Consider the following 14756-nt stretch of genomic DNA (forward strand, 5'->3'; position numbering starts at 1 on the left):
TCCCCTCTATTTACGTGGTTTTTTATAAAAAGGTGTTTGTATGATAGTGGCTTTCAAACGTTTGGAGCGAATCTCCACTTCGACAGTTGCATCCAGCGCCGAAAATTCCTTGTCGATAAGCACCAATCCAACATTTTTCTTCAATGTAGGGGATTGGGTGCCTGTCGTGACCTCGCCAATGATTTGGTCCCCGCTGTATACCTTATAACCATGACGTGGAATGCCACGGTCAATCATTTCAATTCCAACAAGCTTGCGAGGAGCCCCTTTTTCCTTTTGTTCAGCAAGAACGGCTTTCCCGAAAAAATCAGTTTCCTTATCCACTTTTACCGCAAAACCGATCCCAGCCTCTATCGGGGTGATGTCCGCTGATAGCTCCTGTCCATATAACGGCAGTTTCGCTTCAAATCTCAGGGTATCACGGGCACCCAAACCAATCGGCTGAATTCCTTCTTCCTTCCCAGCTTCCAAAATCGCCTTCCAAAGGGAAGGACCATTTTCACTGCGGCTATATATCTCAAATCCATCTTCGCCTGTATATCCGGTACGGGAAACGATCGTAGCGATCCCATTTATCATGACGTTTTCCTTGAACTTGAAAAAGCCAATTTCACTAAGATCCGTGACACCTGACAGTTTTTGCAATATCTTCTCTGCAGCCGGTCCTTGAAGGGCTAGCTGTGTATAGTCACTTGATACATTCGTAAGTTGGACATCTTCCGGACAATTTGCTTGCAGCCAGTTAAAATCTTTTTCCGTATTAGCTGCATTGACCACAAGCAAATAGTCATCCTCCGCCATTTTATAAACGATGAGGTCATCAACCGTCCCCCCGTTTTCATAACACATTGCCGTATATAGCGCACCGCCCTGCTGCAGCTTCGATACATCGTTGGTCAGCATCTTCTGTAAAAAAGGAAGGCTTCCAGGACCCTTTACATCAACCTCTCCCATATGCGAAACATCGAATAAACCCGCCTTTGCACGAACGGCTTCATGCTCATCCTTGATGCCCGAAAATTGGACGGGCAGTTCCCAGCCGCCAAAATCAATCGTTTTGCCTCCGCTTTCCTGATAAACCTCGAATAGTGGTGTTCTTTTTAAATTGGTCAAAAAATGACCCCCCTTAGGTATTTTTGGATTAAATAGGCTTCAATGATCGAATAGCTTCAAAATCATTCGTGATTCCTGATATGAAAAAGCACAAAAAAGGACAGAGAAAGCCCGTTTGAGCTTTTTCTCTGTCCTGAAACCTGAAAGTTTACCTATATGATAGGTTTTCCCCTTTGGTGGCCGTCCAATCGGCGGCGCTCTCCAGAGTTGCGTCCAATAAGAGTTCTTTTGCCTGAGAGATTCACTGCTAAGTTTGCTCCTTCGGCGCTACATCCGTAGTCTCTCCCCTTATCTTCAACCGCATATAAATGGTTTACCAATGAAAGGGATCACTCCCTGGCATTCGTAATCCCTGGGCATTCATGGAATAACTTCACTGCCACCTCTTTTATCTTCAGTTAACTTGGATAAAGTGGGAGCCTATGGCCCATACTAATGAAACGTGAACCACAAAATCAAAGTTCTTCAAACGTGGAAAATTGGAATTTTCTAAATATACTTATATCCTACCCTAAGAAACTTATCTCTGCAATATCTTTTGAAGATAAATATTTTTCTTATTTCACATATGAAACGTTCGGATTTTGACCTTATATTAAGGAAATTATGATGTAAGAGGGAGTTTTTTCTATGAAAATAAATATATCCTCCAATTTAGAATGGAATGACGAGTTTCTGCAAAAAATTGAAAATGACGGACCATGGGGAAATTGGGAGCTTTATAAGCTAGCTGTTCAAATGGAAGAAAACCTCATCATCCCTGACTTTGAAGGATTACAGGCACCCAAGCACCTGCCTCAGCTAACCCCGCTTCCCCACCAATTGGAGGCAGCAAAACAAGTCGTGGAAAAGATGAATGGGAAGGCCATATTAGCTGATGAGGTAGGGCTCGGGAAAACGATCGAAGCCGGGCTGATCTTAAAGGAATATATGATAAGAGGCCTTGTCAAAAAAGTATTGATCCTTGTACCCGCTTCCCTCGTGTCGCAATGGGCATTTGAATTGAATACGAAGTTTCATATCCCGGCAGTCGCCCAAAGGAAAAGCTACGTTTGGGAATCTTGCGATGTCGTCATATCTTCCATTGATACGGCGAAACGCGCTCCCCATCGTGATATCATCTTCAATCAGGAATATGACTTCATCATCATTGACGAAGCCCATAAACTAAAAAACAACAAAACGAAGAACTACGAGTTCGTCCAAAACCTGAAAAAGAAATTTTGCCTGCTCCTGACGGCAACTCCCATCCAAAATAAAGTCGAGGAAATCTTTCACCTTGTTTCCTTATTGAAGCCAGGGCATTTGGGGAATGCTTCGCTCTTTTCAGAAAAATATAAAGGAAAAGGCAGAGGCATTATCGAGGATGAACATCTTAAGGAACTCGTAAACACGGTCATGATTCGCAATCGGAGGGCCGATACCGGGATCGAATGGACAAAAAGGCATGTGGAAACCATCACCATCGAGTTTTCTCCCACCGAACAAGCCTTATATGATGCTGTTTCACAATTCAAGCCTATTACAGAAGGAACAAAGGGAAGCACCTTTTCCGCCCTCACCCTCCAAAGGGAAGCTTGTTCAAGCAGGGAGGCAGTCTATTACACTTTAAAAAATATGAAAGCTAAATATGACGAGCCTTCGCCCGACTATACGGCAAAGCTTGATGAACTATTTACAAAGGTGAATGAAACGGTTCAAAACTCTAAAGCCGAAAAGGCTCTGGAACTGATCAAGAAAATCGATGATAAAGTGATCATCTTCACCGAATACCGCGCCACCCAGCTCTATTTACAATGGTATTTACAGCAAAACGGAATCTCTTCCGTTCCATTTCGCGGCGGCTTCAAACGAGGAAAGAAAGACTGGATGCGGGAATTGTTCCAAAAGAACATACAGGTGTTAATAGCTACGGAAGCTGGAGGGGAAGGAATAAACCTGCAGTTTTGCCATCACTTGATTAATTTCGACCTGCCCTGGAACCCGATGAGACTTGAGCAAAGAATCGGGAGAATACATCGGCTTGGTCAGGAAGAAGATGTCATGATTTATAACTTTGCGACGAAAAACACGGTCGAAGAGCATATCCTCAAATTACTCTACGAAAAAATCAATTTGTTTGAAAAGGTGATTGGGGAATTGGATGATATCCTAACGAAGTTGGACATCAATAATATTGAGGAATATTTAATAGATGTAGTCGGCGAGTCGAAAACCGAGGGAGAAATGAAAATCAAGATGGATAATTTCTCGTCGTTGATTCAATTCGCACAAGCCATGAAGGAAGGTGAGGTTCATGCAGCAACAGGAAATTCATGATTTTTTACACACTTACTTTAAAGCCAATGATTGCGAAATTTTGGCCGATGGAGGCTCCCACCTAACCGTTCAACTGACAATTGACATGGATAAGGAATTAATGAACCGCCCTTTCTATTGGCACTATCTTGAAAAAACAGGCGGGATCCCGAACCCGGCAGTAATCACCTTCATAACCGACCCAGCTCTGGCCCCGGCGGATTTGAAGGGTGAAATGATTCATTTCGGTTCACCCCGCCTACATCAGATTATCCAATCGACGAAGAAACTGGCAGGATATACGAGACTCTTTGAGGATACCCCTCCGGTTCAAGGCGGAAATCATCCGTTATTTCCTTGGCTGACACTCAATGTGAAAATATCTTATCAATGCGATCGTAAAAAAGATACCTTTATGTCCATCGGCCTGAATCTCATTTCAGGAGAAATCATGGAAGGTTTTCACAATCGGCTCATGCCAGTCAAAGTCACCCCGAAGATCCCGGATTACTCCTTTACCCTTTCACCGCTCATCATGCCTAAAAGTGGATTGGCAAGACTCGATACTTACATCAGGACCAGTTTCGAGGGTGATGACCATTCATGGGCGGAAGAAGCCATGAGACGCTGGCAGGATGACTTGAATCTGTTGGAGCATTTTTACAAGGACATGGACGAAAAAAGTGATAGTTATTTTACCGAAAAAGAGGCACTCAAGGCCCAATATGAACCCAACATACGAATATCGATCATTAACGGGGGATTATTTTACCTTTCAGACCGCGCATTGGGATAGACCTCCGGCGACTCTGGAAACCGACTGCCCATGAACATTTCCTACAACAATTAGGATTACCACTTCATTTTCACGCTAAGATGGAATGAATCGTAAGGCGCGGCACCCCTGGAGAAATGCGGCCCGCGGAAAGCGAGCTCCCACAGTGAAACGAAATGGTCATTGGACAAATCTCTACCTGTGGGCAATTGAAATTCCATCTTATTTTGCACACAAATTGGAGTGGAACGGAGGGTGCGAGACTCCTGCGGGAAATGCGCGTCACGTGAGATACCGCAGGCTGAAAGCCGAGGAGGCTCACGGACCGCCCGGGGAAACGAGCTCCCACAGTGAAACGAAATGGTCATTGGACAAATCTCTACCTGTGCGCAATCGCAATTCCATCTTATTTTGCACACAAATTGGAGTGGAACGGAGGGTGCGAGACTCCTGCGGGAAATGCGCGTCACGTGAGACACCGCAGGCTGAAAGCCAAGGAGGCTCATGGACCGCCCGCGGAAAGCGAGCTCCCACAGTGAAACGAAATGGTCATTGGACAAATCATCAAAACTGTGGGCAATCGTAATTCCATCTTATTTTGCACACAAATTGGAGTGGAACGGAGGGTGCGAGACTCCTGCGGGAAATGCGCGTCACGTGAGACATCGCAGGCTGAAAGCCGAGGAGGCTCACGGACCGCCCGCGGAAAGCGAGCTCCCACAGTGAAACGAAATGGTCATTGGACAAATCTCTACCTGTGGGCAATCGCAATTCCATCTTATTTTGCACACAAATTGGAGTGGAACGGAGGGTGCGAGACTCCTGCGGGAAATGCGCGTCACGTGAGATACCGCAGGCTGAAAGCCGAGGAGGCTTACGGACCGCCCGCGGAAAGCGAGCTCCCACAGTGAAACGGAATGGTCATTGGACAAATCATCAAAACTGTGGGCAATCGTAATTCCATCTTATTTTGCACACAAATTGGAGTGGAACGGAGGGTGCGAGACTCCTGCGGGAAATGCGCGTCACATGAGACACCGCAGGCTGAAAGCCGAGGAGGCTCACGGACCGCCCGGGGAAATGAGCTCCCACAGTGAAACGGAATGGTCATTGGACAAATCTCTACCTGTGCGCAATTGAAATCCACTCTTATATTTCTAATGCAGAGTGGAATGAATCGAATTTCAATACACACAAAATAACTGTAGACAAACCCATTATCATTTTTGAGTTTGTCTACAGTTTGAGATGTCCATGTACAATGAAGGACACCTGTTTCATTTTTTGATATTCTTCCTTACAAACATCGTCAACGCAAAAGGGACAATGCCAAACCAATGGGACATCCCGTGATTTTTATCCTCTTTTTTATGACGGCGCTTTTCTTTTCGTTCTTTTTTGGTCAGATTAAAATATTCGACAAACTGTTGCGTCAGATATTTAATATAAGCGTTAGTAGACATATGATATCACCCTATGATAAGCATGCCCGATTGCCGCTATTTTTATTCCTGGACATCCGCCTTAACACGACCAGCATCTCGTTAATCGCCAAGCGGAGCGCGTCAGCCAGTCTGTTTTTCGATCCATTCCACCACTCTCCCCGCCTCTTTATCATATTGTATGACGATCCTGCCCACTCGATCATTTTTAGTCGTGGAGGAAAATTCGATAAATGCATATCGACCGTCATGCTTCAACAACGAATACCGCACCGCACCATCTGGATACGTTATGTCCCCTTGGAATATTTCAGGCATATCCTCCTCCCACCCTGCCGTCACTTCTTTAACGGCAAGATGCACCAGGTGGTCTGCCACCAACGACTCTTCCACTTCTTTATAAAATCTTTTATCGATGATAAATTGATCGATCATTAAAATCATCAGCATGATGAAAACACTGGCTATAATCAGCACCATTGGGAAAACGACTCCTTTTTGATTATTCATCCGCTTCCTTCCCATCTTTAAAGTATGGATGAAAGCTTCGGCTAAAAGTAGTCCCTGCCTTATCTGTTACAACCAGGACAATGACGCCGCCATCCTTCTTCACCTGAAATTTTGATATGTTCTGCAAGATGACTTCATGCCCCTTGCCATCCACCCTCCTGCGAACCTTATCTTCATATTGTTCAATGGATGATAATTGATCACCTGACATTAAATATAATCCACTCCCCCTTACATCCTGGGATTTGGAACTCCGGATCTCCTGATGCATCTGCATGGTGAAGACCTCCCACTCTTTAGGATGCAATTTATTGACCGCCTCCACCTGGGTTTGAATGATGGAGAAAAGCTGCACAACAAAAAGAGAAATCAACATCAAAATCAGTAGTGAAAAAAGCATTTCAATCATCGTAAAGCCATCATTTTGCCGCAATATCACAAATTGACTCATCTTTTCCCGATGCATTTTCATAACGTACACATCCTTCAATAGTTCCCGATGAATCTCCATCGTCCTTCCAAATCATGCGGTACGATTTTTTTTGAATAATGAATTCCTGCTCCATGCCCTGGACCTCCCCATCCATGAACGCCGTCAACCTTTCATACAACAAATGGTGGGCTTCCGTCTTCATGATCATATTTTTGCGGTCGGTCATCACATTCTCAAGGATCGGTAAAATCGAGAGCACCAAAAATGCACAAACAGAAAAGGCGGCCATCAGCTCAAGGTATACATACCCTTTACAATTTTTCAATCCTGAACCTCCCTTTGCCGATATTCAGAACCAATTTGTACTTCCCCTTTGATGTTTCAATCATCAACGTTCCTGCTTTTGATACATTTCCATTCTGATTAAAATAAAAGCTGAACCCTAAAGTGCCACTTGAAAAGTGGATATCCTCCGGTATGCTTCGCTCAAGGATCTTACCCTCTTTGTATGAGGAAACGGTATATATCTTATTGACATCATCAATATGCAGGTAGATCAATCCTTCATGGCTGATGGCATATTGTTGTGCATAGAAAAGATCCTCATGAAATTGGGAAAGGAACAGCCTTTCTTCCATTCCTTTATTGAAGCTTGGATATAAATTGGGGGTTATGGAAAGCAGCAGTATAAAAATGACAAGGACAATTAGGGTTTCCGACATGGTAAATCCCCCATTGTCATGCTTAAACATTCCTTTTCTTCTACTCAACAATCGTTATTTTCCCCTTTTTATCCAAGCTGATATCATCTCCATTCGGACAGGTGGTCTGTTTAAGATAGCCCTGGCTTTCCAACTCATCTATGCTCCCAGGCAGCTTGGCATTGTCAATCTCATATGCCTGCACCTGTGCTTGGGCCATCTTTACGAATGCTTCGCATCCTCTTGAATGGATCGTCGATTGATGCTTGGTGATATTGGGTATGGTAATGATCAAAAGTATCGAGATGACTAGTAAAACAATAAGCATCTCAATTAGGGTAAAACCTCTTTCATCCAAAACTTTCTTCATATCATCCTGCTCCTTAAACCATCTGATCTCAGAATGGTTTTTGTGCAGTTTCACCTCCACATTTCAATAATGAAATTCTTAAATACCATCGAGCAACGAGAACATTGGCAGCAAAACGGCTAAATAAATCGACACGATCAGGAGACCTATCACCGAAAACATAAGGGGTTGGAGGATTTTTAGGGTGACGTTCATTTTCTCTTCCATCCTCTCAAGCAAGAAACGGCTGTAATGCAATAGCTCCGCATCAAGCCTCCCGTATTTTTGTCCATTTGCTGCAACCACTGGCAAATTCTTATCAAAATAAGGCAATTCCCGAAAAATCATTTCAAGCGAACGGCCTTCTGTCAGGTCATCCTTAATGATCGAGCAGAGTTTTTGATAAAATGGCTGCTGCTGATTTATCGAGAACAATTTAATGCTTTCGTTAATGGACAATCCACCGGAAAGCATGCCGCTGAATTGGCTTGCAAAAAAATAGGTTTCATATAATTTGATGAAGCTCCCTAATATCGGAATGCCCATCAAAATCCTTCGCTGCCGTAAAGGGCATAATCGGTTGAACCAAAAGCGCTTGAGCAGATACGAGAATAGGAACAAGCCAAGCAAAATGAAGGGAAGAAGAGGAAGAATGAAGGAAAACGCTGACAACAGGATCAGGATGGCATTTTGGTCGACATCCATCGTGACATAGATAGCCTGAAATTTAGGAAGAAGTACACTTTGGAGAATATAAAACACGATACTTACAAAAAAAATCAAGAATATGGGGTAAATCAATATTTTTTTTACTTTATCCAGATCTTCCGTTCTTTTCTTCCAATATCCCCCTCCTTCTTTCAACGCCCGATCAAGGTCGCCGTACTGCTCCCCATAAAAGATATAACTGACAAGTTGAGGATGAAAATCAAGATGGGTCAGCACCTGATGCAAGGGATAGCCATTTCTTAAATCTTGTAAGGCTTTAGCGAAATCGCCCGCCTTCTTCTTGGATTCTTGAAACTCAAGGAAATGGATAGCTTCTGCCAAGGGATAGCCATGGCTTAATAATTCCCCTAGCTTCGTTACGAAGGCGGCTTGTTCCTTCAACTGCCATTTACTTTTTGCCATCTTGATATACCAGCCGATCGTATTCTTGTGAATCGACAAAACCCATGGCAACCGCTTTACCAATTTCATCCTTTAATCTGCGATAGCTGACAGACGCGCCTCCCTTTTCTTCCTTAATCATTTGGAAAAGGTCGGCCAAGCTTTTCCCATAAAGCAATTCATACACACTCGCCCTTTTCGTCCTATCCGTCCTTTCGCACGCAGATGGACAATCCCCGTGACACGAAAGGCAGCGAAGTTCAACCAGACGCTGAGCCGTCACGCCAATCAAGCTTTGTTCTATCTCAAGCAAGCTTGCACCAAATTCCAGCAATCTGGAGATGGCGCCTTGAGCATCCCTCGTATGCATCGTCGTAAGAATCAAATGGCCGGTCAATGCGGCACGCACCGCGATTTTTGCCGTTTCCGCATCCCTGATTTCCCCCACCATGATCACATCCGGGTCATGCCGCAGCACAGCTTTTAGGCCGACGGAATAGGTAATGCCCGCCTTTTCATTGATTTGGACTTGCAGCACCTTTTCGGACACATTCTCAATCGGATCTTCAAGTGTAATGATGTTTCGAGTAAGCATCACATGTGCATGATGGAGCAGGGAATATAGGGTCGTCGTTTTCCCGCTGCCTGTTGGACCTGTGAGAATAAGCATGCCATGGGAGTGCTTCAGGAGCGCAATCAATTTTTGGGCGGTATTCGGGAATAAGGATAATTGTTCTAGCGGAAGGATATTCTGTTGGGGTATCAAGCGGATGACCAGACTTTCGAGATAGGCAGTGGGGAGCGTGGAGAGGCGAAGCCCTACCACTTGGTCAGCTAAATTCATGGTGATGGCGCCACTTTGAGGCCTTCTTTTTTCGCCTATATCCATTGCGGCAAGGAACTTCAAATGGGCTATAAGCCTTTCAGCTTCAAAGAATGATATTGTTTCTTGCGGTACGAGCTTATTGTCTATCCTGAATTGGATGAGCGGCCCCTCCCTGCGAAAAAAAATATGGATGTCAGTCGCCGATAACCGAATGGCACGAGTAAGGATTTTTTCTGCCGTTTTTTCAATCGATATCAAATCAATCTTCACCTCCTATTTTTCTTGATTTAAAAATTCGACAACGACCGACAATTTCCTCCTTACTAATAAAAAAATTCCCGAAAAATTTCCGAGAATGATTTTTACATGCTCATTTTCAAATCCTGCTTTTTGGAAACCAAATTTTTCAATGCATCTTCATTGTGGCCAATCACTAATTTTTCACCATCGATAAGGATAGGCCTTCTCAATAGCCTTGGCTCTTTTGTAAGTAATTGGATCACATCAAAAAGCATCATTTCGTCAATATTAACATGTAAGCCTTTATATGCTTCACTTCTTGTTGCCAGTAGTTCGTCAAGTCCCTCGGTCGTCAATGCCAGAATCCGTTTTAATTCTGCTTCCGTCGGCGTTTCTCTGAATAAATGGCGCTCTTCGAAAGAAATATGATTGCCCTTTAACCATTTTTTTGTTTTTCGGCATGATGTACAACTTGGATACGAAAAGAAAGTCAATCGTTCCATATTCACAACCCCTCATCCACAATTTATATATATAACTAATCTATAGAATCATTGTATAACATTTGTACAATTATTGTATATTAATTAGCTTGATAAAAAACGGGGGAAATGTGAACTTTTTGTAACTGAAGCGAGATTGCCAGTTCTGTTATTCCATTTTTTTCTGCCTGTATTATAATAAACAAGTAAAACTATGGAAAATCAGGAGGATAAAATGGAACATACGTTAAAAATCACGAACGTGTTAGCAGATCCCACTCGGTATTACATATATCAATATATTGTGAACAATCATGGGGATGTAACGGTACAGCAAATTGCCGATTCATTCAGCATCCATCCAAATGTCGCCCGTCTGCATTTATCAAAACTCGAAGATATTGACATGCTGACATCCGAAGCTCGTAAAACGGGGAAAGGCGGACGCCCAAGCAGGCTTTATCGTTTGTCAGATAAAGTCATTCAGCTGCATTTTCCCTATAGGGATTATCAGCTGCTTTCAAGGATTGCCATCCAGACGATGATGACATTAGGCGAGCAAGGAAAACAGGCCCTTTACGATACGGGGAAAGTATTCGGAGAGGAATTGGTCAACCAGCAATTAGCCATGAGCTTAAACCCGGTCAACAGTCTTACTTTTGAGGAAAAAGTCGGCATGCTTAAAAATGCCGCTGCCATTGCAGGGTTCTCGCCTGAAATTCAAGCAAGCGAAGAAGAAAATAAAATCCTCTTTCGTATCTTCAATTGTCCATTCAAGGAAGTTACAGCCGTAGAGCCAAGTATAATCTGCTCGATGCATAATTCATTCTTAAAAGGAATGTTCGAAGCCTTGTTTGATAATGTCCATATTGTGGAATTAGAAAATATGATGTCTGATTGTTCCACATGCTCTTATCAAGCATCGGTTCTCACATAGAAACAAAAGGCATCCTTTACATTACCTTACAATTTCATTTATAATTATTTGGAATGTACACGACTAAAAAAGGAGGGATTCGGATGGAACGCATGTTCAGAGTATGTGGATTTTGGACAGGAATTATGGCTATTTTCTTTTATCTGGGCCATATGCATCAAACGTCTTTACTTTTCTTTGCACAAACTATCTTTTTTGTTCTTTTAAGTTATTTGAAATTATCTGAGCGCATGTATATTTATGTTTTTGGCGCCTATCTCACCGTTTTCTTTGCAGGATTTTCGTACTGGAGCGTATTTATGATGACTCCTGGTGCCGCCCATTAAGAACGAAATAAGCATGATACATAACCCATGAATTTTGGTTCATGGGTTTTCACTTGTCATCATTCAGGAAAGACCTTTGCTGTTTCAGCTAGATCCTTCGTTTGAAGCAGTACCCTGAAATGCTCGCTGAATCCGCCTGGAACGATTAATCCCCGTATTGCACGATTGCGTTTTGCCTTTTTTGAGAATGGATCCTTCTCTTGGTGTTCCTTCAGTTCCTGGAGAATTCCCGTTTTAAGCAGGAATTCATGCTGCTGATAAAGTTCACAGGTAACTAAACCATTTTTTTTCCCACTATCCATTAATGTGTCAAAATGGATATGCGTCGTCAAATCCATTTCACCTGGATACATAAGTGCATCTTTCATCATTTCATGCTGATGATAGCCCCTTAGGCTTCCCTGATGGTGTGCTGGCTCCATCCATTCTTCTTGGGTATAACCATAATCGATTGTAAGAAGGACCCCCGACTGGATGTTTGAGGCGATCTTTTCATATTCCTTAACCATTTTCAGCGGAATTTCGTATCTTTGCTTATCTTGTAATGTCACGGAACGTTCCGAAAGGTAAGTAAGGATGTCAGGATTGTCCAACGGTTCCTTCTCTTCCAGCAAACGGCCATCCTTAACCGTGACGAAGACCTCTACAAGGGCTCCGTCATCCTTTTCAATGACATGAACAGGCAAAGCATCGAAGAATTCATTTGAAAACACGATTCCATTCATGTTTGTCCATTCTTCTGCCTCTGAAGCAAAACATGCCTGTTTGAACATCCCAATACGCTCTTGTTGCGCCTTTTTATGATATGGACTTGTTTCCACCAGGACATACGTCAGCGAGTCCCAAATCTGCGGCTCGGTTTCTTTAATATAGACAAGAATGTCATATGCCAGCTTCCCGTCTCCTGCACCGATTTCAACGATTTTCGGGGATATCCCGCACACCTTTATCAAGTGAACGAACCACCTTGCTAGGGACCTCCCAAATGCGTCCCCGACATTGCCCGACGTATAAAAATCCCCTTTGGAACCAATCTTCTTTTTTTGCTTCACATAGTAACCGATGGCGGGGGCATATAAAGCGGCATTCATGTAGTCATAATAGGAAATTCTCTTTTTCGGGCTGCTTTCAATCATTTTTTTCAGGTGATGCTTCAACATAACGCCTCCTCTTCCTTCACCCTACATAACGAATGAGTTTGTTTCTTTGACATCCATGCACAAAAAACCGATTGATTTTTCACGAAACAATCTTTTTCATTTAGGAAATATATTCAGTATAATTCCACGCACTTTTTCAATATTCTAACATTTTTGGACCAAAAAATAAAACAGGTGCCATATGGCACCTGAAAAAGTGATTATCTCAAGAAGGGATTGGCATTCTTTTCATCTAAAATGGTCGTGACTGGCCCATGTCCCGGAAAAACGATCGTATCATCAGGCAGCGGCAGCAGTTTCGTATCAATGCTATTTAACAGCACTTGTTCACTTCCGCCTATTAAATCTGTCCTGCCGACGCTTCCCTGGAACAAGACGTCACCCGAAAAGAGCAGCCGTTCATCCCTTGCAAAATAGGATACACTGCCTGGTGAGTGCCCTGGTGTTTCAAAAATGTCGAAAGTGAAGCCTCCAATGGTAAGCCTTTGCTCATTTGCAATGATATGGTCTGCCGGCTTCATGCGCATCGGGTTTTCAGGAAACCAGTTCAAGGAGCCATTCAACGCGGGATCAAGCAGCCACTTGGCCTCTTTTTCATGAAGATAGGCAGGCACTTCATAATGATCCCGGATGGCATCAAGAGCACCGATATGATCAAAATGAGCATGTGTCAATAAAATCGCCAAAGGCTTCAATTTTTTTGTTTGTATATATTGTATGATTTTCTGCGGCTCTTCTCCAGGATCGACAATGATGCAATCATTTCCATCGGAAACTACATAACAATTCGTTTGCAGGGGGCCTAGAGGGATTTGTGTCCATTTCATTTCCATCAACTCCAATATGATATTCTCTCTCCATCTTACACCAAATCATGTCGTTCATGTTAATCCACTACACTACAAGCTAAGTGAGATTCACCTTTAAACCTCGACAAATAATTGAAAAAATATTAAAATATTAACAAATGCATTCTTTTCTACATATTTTTGGTAGTTGTTTTATCCTCTGGGTATATTATTAAGGATTGGCATTACGAAAAAAGGGGGTTTTAAGATGATATTAATGGTCGTATTCGGACTGGTGGCTATATTGGGAGTAGCTGCTGTATTTACCTCATTAAAAAAGAGAAACTTCTTAGGATTCATTTTTGCAGCCGGCAGTGCGGTCGTATTCGGCTGGTTCACTGTCATGACGATCATCAACAGCGGCTTTCCTGTTGCCCATTAACGAAAAAAAGGTTTTGGAAGGATATCCCTTCCGAAACCTTTTTTTATTCCCCGATTGCCTAAAGTTTGGAGTATCTGTACTTAGACCGCTCCGTTCCGTTCCACTCGGCGTGAAAACTAAGGTTAGAATCGAAACGATATGGATATTGTTTGGGGGAAGTCTCAACGAAGGTTATTAAAATACATTAGTGTTTCTATTCATATGGTCCTAATGGATCGGGGTTACGTATTAAGAAAACACCCCGTACATGTTAGTTTGGTGTCTAACATATACGGGGCAATTCATATTGAGTCAAGCGAACTTCCTATGAATTCAAAAACAAAAAAACCTTAGCGATAAAGAAAATAGGATTACGATAGCACAAATGCTTACAATAACAAATGAAATTTCAGATTTATTCTTAAAAGCAATATATGTAAGTGTAGAGGTGGAAAATAAAAATACTACTTGCATCCAGATAGGCTGTTCAAAAGGTCCCATACGCAATAAAAAAGTTATCGCCATTGCAGAAACAATATATAAAGAAAGGTATCTTTCACATCCAGAACGTGAACAACTTCCACCAGTCGCTTGAAAACTTGGATTAGGCGTTTTCAAGGTGTTATAACCAAATATCTTGACAATTATCTGTATTGTTTTAATACTCTAAATTGTTAAACATTGAACTTTGAATAACAGGTGGAGCAAATGCTTATTTCATCCTGCAAAAAATCTAACTACTTAACAGTTAATGCGTATAGATGTGCTGTGTAATTAAAAAAAGGATAGAGAAAATTCTCTACCCTCGGTCTTTCTCTTTCAAATAGTTTTCTTAAGCCTCTTTT

The 14756-nt window shown here is 42.6% G+C and carries 17 protein-coding genes, 1 pseudogene and 2 riboswitches; of the genes and pseudogenes, 6 read left to right on the forward strand and 12 right to left on the reverse strand.

The window, feature by feature from the left end; translation table 11 throughout:
* Positions 1 to 6: 6 nt before the first annotated feature.
* The gene (gcvT, locus tag CVN76_RS13260; RefSeq protein WP_100531642.1) at positions 7 to 1113 is read right to left on the reverse strand and encodes a glycine cleavage system aminomethyltransferase GcvT; all 1107 of its coding nucleotides are present in this window, start codon (positions 1111 to 1113) and stop codon (positions 7 to 9) included.
* A 126-nt stretch (positions 1114 to 1239) separates the two neighbouring features.
* Positions 1240 to 1320, reverse strand: a riboswitch (glycine riboswitch).
* Between the two features lie 3 nt (positions 1321 to 1323).
* Positions 1324 to 1411, reverse strand: a riboswitch (glycine riboswitch).
* 332 nt (positions 1412 to 1743) lie between these two features.
* On the opposite strand from gcvT, the gene CVN76_RS13265 reads away from it, so the two are divergent.
* Complete coding sequence (locus CVN76_RS13265) at positions 1744 to 3432, forward strand: DEAD/DEAH box helicase (protein WP_100531643.1); 1689 nt, start codon at positions 1744 to 1746, stop codon at positions 3430 to 3432.
* A complete protein-coding gene (locus tag CVN76_RS13270; RefSeq protein WP_100531644.1) occupies positions 3410 to 4207 on the forward strand; it encodes a YqhG family protein in 798 nt (265 codons plus the stop codon). Before CVN76_RS13265 ends, CVN76_RS13270 begins: the two co-directional genes overlap by 23 nt.
* 1256 nt (positions 4208 to 5463) lie before the next feature.
* On the opposite strand, the gene CVN76_RS13285 is transcribed toward CVN76_RS13270, so the two are convergent.
* From CVN76_RS13285 to CVN76_RS13325, 9 genes are all read right to left on the reverse strand, one after another.
* Positions 5464 to 5649: a YqzE family protein gene (locus CVN76_RS13285; protein ID WP_100531647.1), complete on the reverse strand. Its 186-nt coding sequence runs from the start codon at positions 5647 to 5649 to the stop codon at positions 5464 to 5466.
* Positions 5650 to 5751: 102 nt separating this feature from the next.
* Complete coding sequence (gene comGG, locus CVN76_RS13290; protein WP_157805659.1) at positions 5752 to 6138, reverse strand: competence type IV pilus minor pilin ComGG; 387 nt, start codon at positions 6136 to 6138, stop codon at positions 5752 to 5754.
* On the reverse strand, positions 6131 to 6610 hold the full coding sequence (gene comGF / locus CVN76_RS13295; RefSeq protein WP_198512556.1) for a competence type IV pilus minor pilin ComGF: 480 nt from the start codon (positions 6608 to 6610) through the stop codon (positions 6131 to 6133). The genes comGG and comGF overlap by 8 nt, the downstream gene beginning before the upstream one ends.
* Positions 6558 to 6896: a hypothetical protein gene (locus CVN76_RS13300; protein ID WP_100531650.1), complete on the reverse strand. Its 339-nt coding sequence runs from the start codon at positions 6894 to 6896 to the stop codon at positions 6558 to 6560. The genes comGF and CVN76_RS13300 overlap by 53 nt, the downstream gene beginning before the upstream one ends.
* Entirely contained in the window at positions 6883 to 7293 is a 411-nt protein-coding gene (gene comGD, locus CVN76_RS13305; protein ID WP_100531651.1) for a competence type IV pilus minor pilin ComGD, read from the reverse strand. Before comGD ends, CVN76_RS13300 begins: the two co-directional genes overlap by 14 nt.
* 40 nt (positions 7294 to 7333) lie before the next feature.
* On the reverse strand, positions 7334 to 7642 hold the full coding sequence (comGC, locus tag CVN76_RS13310; RefSeq protein ID WP_100531652.1) for a competence type IV pilus major pilin ComGC: 309 nt from the start codon (positions 7640 to 7642) through the stop codon (positions 7334 to 7336).
* Between the two features lie 78 nt (positions 7643 to 7720).
* On the reverse strand, positions 7721 to 8821 hold the full coding sequence (comGB, locus tag CVN76_RS13315; protein ID WP_100531653.1) for a competence type IV pilus assembly protein ComGB: 1101 nt from the start codon (positions 8819 to 8821) through the stop codon (positions 7721 to 7723).
* A complete protein-coding gene (gene comGA, locus CVN76_RS13320; RefSeq protein WP_100531654.1) occupies positions 8739 to 9815 on the reverse strand; it encodes a competence type IV pilus ATPase ComGA in 1077 nt (358 codons plus the stop codon). Before comGA ends, comGB begins: the two co-directional genes overlap by 83 nt.
* 104 nt (positions 9816 to 9919) lie before the next feature.
* The gene (locus tag CVN76_RS13325) at positions 9920 to 10300 is read right to left on the reverse strand and encodes a Spx/MgsR family RNA polymerase-binding regulatory protein (protein WP_100531655.1); all 381 of its coding nucleotides are present in this window, start codon (positions 10298 to 10300) and stop codon (positions 9920 to 9922) included.
* 214 nt (positions 10301 to 10514) lie between these two features.
* Here CVN76_RS13325 and CVN76_RS13330 point away from each other — a divergent pair, with 214 nt between their 5' ends.
* Positions 10515 to 11216: a helix-turn-helix transcriptional regulator gene (locus tag CVN76_RS13330; protein WP_100531656.1), complete on the forward strand. Its 702-nt coding sequence runs from the start codon at positions 10515 to 10517 to the stop codon at positions 11214 to 11216.
* Positions 11217 to 11299: 83 nt separating this feature from the next.
* Positions 11300 to 11542, forward strand: coding sequence for a DUF2626 domain-containing protein (locus CVN76_RS13335; RefSeq protein ID WP_034308393.1), 243 nt, complete (start codon positions 11300 to 11302; stop codon positions 11540 to 11542).
* A 59-nt stretch (positions 11543 to 11601) separates the two neighbouring features.
* On the opposite strand, the gene CVN76_RS13340 is transcribed toward CVN76_RS13335, so the two are convergent.
* Positions 11602 to 12702: a class I SAM-dependent methyltransferase gene (locus CVN76_RS13340; RefSeq protein ID WP_100531657.1), complete on the reverse strand. Its 1101-nt coding sequence runs from the start codon at positions 12700 to 12702 to the stop codon at positions 11602 to 11604.
* A 200-nt stretch (positions 12703 to 12902) separates the two neighbouring features.
* The gene (locus CVN76_RS13345) at positions 12903 to 13529 is read right to left on the reverse strand and encodes an MBL fold metallo-hydrolase (RefSeq protein ID WP_100531658.1); all 627 of its coding nucleotides are present in this window, start codon (positions 13527 to 13529) and stop codon (positions 12903 to 12905) included.
* Between the two features lie 229 nt (positions 13530 to 13758).
* Here CVN76_RS13345 and CVN76_RS13350 point away from each other — a divergent pair, with 229 nt between their 5' ends.
* Both CVN76_RS13350 and CVN76_RS32385 read left to right on the forward strand, forming a co-directional pair.
* The gene (locus CVN76_RS13350) at positions 13759 to 13932 is read left to right on the forward strand and encodes a DUF2759 domain-containing protein (protein WP_064505148.1); all 174 of its coding nucleotides are present in this window, start codon (positions 13759 to 13761) and stop codon (positions 13930 to 13932) included.
* Positions 13933 to 14438: 506 nt separating this feature from the next.
* A pseudogene (locus tag CVN76_RS32385) lies at positions 14439 to 14685 on the forward strand (IS1595 family transposase); the annotation flags it as partial.
* Positions 14686 to 14756 lie beyond the last annotated feature (71 nt).

This window comes from Bacillus sp. mrc49, assembly GCF_002803435.1.

Coding starts and splice junctions, on each gene's coding strand:
- CVN76_RS13350 (WP_064505148.1), top strand. CDS start 13,759: ATGATATTAATGGTCGTATTCGGACTGGTGGCTATATTGGGAGTAGCT.
- CVN76_RS13330 (WP_100531656.1), top strand. CDS start 10,515: ATGGAACATACGTTAAAAATCACGAACGTGTTAGCAGATCCCACTCGG.
- comGD (WP_100531651.1), bottom strand. CDS start 7,293: ATGTCGGAAACCCTAATTGTCCTTGTCATTTTTATACTGCTGCTTTCC.
- CVN76_RS13265 (WP_100531643.1), top strand. CDS start 1,744: ATGAAAATAAATATATCCTCCAATTTAGAATGGAATGACGAGTTTCTG.
- comGC (WP_100531652.1), bottom strand. CDS start 7,642: ATGAAGAAAGTTTTGGATGAAAGAGGTTTTACCCTAATTGAGATGCTT.
- CVN76_RS13335 (WP_034308393.1), top strand. CDS start 11,300: ATGGAACGCATGTTCAGAGTATGTGGATTTTGGACAGGAATTATGGCT.
- comGF (WP_198512556.1), bottom strand. CDS start 6,610: ATGAAAATGCATCGGGAAAAGATGAGTCAATTTGTGATATTGCGGCAA.
- CVN76_RS13345 (WP_100531658.1), bottom strand. CDS start 13,529: ATGAAATGGACACAAATCCCTCTAGGCCCCCTGCAAACGAATTGTTAT.
- comGG (WP_157805659.1), bottom strand. CDS start 6,138: ATGAATAATCAAAAAGGAGTCGTTTTCCCAATGGTGCTGATTATAGCC.
- comGB (WP_100531653.1), bottom strand. CDS start 8,821: ATGAAATTGGTAAAGCGGTTGCCATGGGTTTTGTCGATTCACAAGAAT.
- CVN76_RS13325 (WP_100531655.1), bottom strand. CDS start 10,300: ATGGAACGATTGACTTTCTTTTCGTATCCAAGTTGTACATCATGCCGA.
- CVN76_RS13285 (WP_100531647.1), bottom strand. CDS start 5,649: ATGTCTACTAACGCTTATATTAAATATCTGACGCAACAGTTTGTCGAA.
- CVN76_RS13340 (WP_100531657.1), bottom strand. CDS start 12,702: ATGTTGAAGCATCACCTGAAAAAAATGATTGAAAGCAGCCCGAAAAAG.
- CVN76_RS13270 (WP_100531644.1), top strand. CDS start 3,410: ATGCAGCAACAGGAAATTCATGATTTTTTACACACTTACTTTAAAGCC.